This window comes from Candidatus Bathyarchaeia archaeon (assembly GCA_035935655.1).
Classification (GTDB): Archaea; Thermoproteota; Bathyarchaeia; order 40CM-2-53-6; family 40CM-2-53-6; genus 40CM-2-53-6.
In genome coordinates this window covers 1-1,567 of the sequence record DASYWW010000044.1, presented here as the reverse complement: position 1 = coordinate 1,567, position 1,567 = coordinate 1, and the positions used below count along the sequence as shown (strand labels likewise).

The following is a 1,567-nucleotide window of genomic DNA, read 5'->3' as shown; positions in this document are numbered from 1 at the left end:
ATGTTCTGGAAGTAGACAGGGATGATGAAGCCGACTCCACCGACGACCGAGGTCAAGACTAGAGCGAGAACATTTGCAGTGAGCACTGATCCTCTTCGGATGAAAGAGAGCGGCATCAATGGAGACGCTGATCGGGACTCGATCCGCAAAAAGAGACCCAATACTAGGACCGATGCGATGAGTGGAATGTAGGTCAAGGCAGATGTGAAGCCTTGGCCGGGGTCGGCGGCGTTGGTGAGTCCGAAGATCAGCAGTATTATTCCTGAAGTCACAGATAGTGCGCCTGGAATGTCTAGGTGCCGGTTCTGCACGTAGCCTCCTCCTGCGGGAAAGGTTCTCTGGCAGAGTATCGCAGCGACGATTCCTATCGGGACGTTGATGAACATCACCCATCTCCAGCCCACAAACGTTGTCAGTACTCCGCCGATGACGGCACCGGCTGCGAATCCTCCGGCGAGGACGGCGACTATGTACCCGAGGGCCTTGTTCCTATCAGGACCTTCAGGGAAGATTCTGATGAAGATGGCAAAGGCGGTTACTGTCGTCATTGCAGCGCCAATCCCTTGAACGGATCTTGAAATGATCAGGGAAATTAGGGATGGGGCAATCCCGCCTGTGAACGATGCGATTGTGAATATGACTAGTCCGGAGACGAAGATTTTCTTCTGCCCGTAAATGTCCCCGGCCCGTCCCATTAACAGTAGGAAGCCCGCGAGTGTGATCGCGTATGCCCCGTAGATCCACTGGCTGTCCGCAATCGAGGCAGCGAACTCGACGCGGATGGACGGCAAGGCAACCGTGACTATCGACGCGTCGATAATGTCCATGAAATAGGCAATGATAACTAGGAAAAAGATCAGCCGAACACGTAGAACCGGACTAGGAGCACCTGTCGAAAGCTGACTCAATTCTGTGCCCGCCCTCCGTTCTGGACCCGCTATTTAATGACGAGAAACAGAGAGAATCGGTCACTATCATCGTCAGTCCACTTTCGGACAGGTTCTGATAGAAATCAAGTGTATGGCTAATGACATCCGATCCTTGGACAGCCATGCCCAAGATTGAGTCGCCTATCGCTATCTATGACGCCTGTCAGGGTCGTTAGGGAACCGGCACTCGACGGTTACAGGCTTTTGTGAAGCTACGAGCTCAATGCTAGTTGAAATCGCGTTGGGAGGTGAATTCTGAATGGCAGTGTACAAGTGTGAAGTCTGCGGCGACACTTCTGAGAGGGCCGGCGAGTGTTGCGGGACTAACATGAAGAAGATTGCGTAGCCGGGTGGAGTCAGGCCCAACCCGAAGTGTTGGGCGACCGGGACGTCGTAGTCCGCAGGTAATCCCCTTTTTCTTGGCCTTATCGCGCCAGTCCGATGTGTCTGCTCTCGTCAGTTGACGGTTTGCTGGTGGTGCCTAATTCCTAGTTTCGGTAGGTTGGAGTCTCAAATAAGCTCCCATAGCTTTGATGGCTTTGTTCTGTGCTTTGTGAAGATGATCCGTAAAGCTGGTTCTCGGAATTTTGAGCCTCCGAGCTATCTCCTCCGCTGTCACGCTTCGAGGCAGATTGTAA

Annotated in this window: 1 protein-coding gene; it reads right to left on the bottom strand. The window is 53.1% G+C overall.

The window, feature by feature from the left end:
- Window positions 1-908: MFS transporter (locus tag VGS11_09040; GenBank protein ID HEV2120230.1), on the bottom strand; the 908-nt coding region annotated here is incomplete at its 3' end.
- Between the last annotated feature and the right edge of the window lie 659 nt (window positions 909-1,567).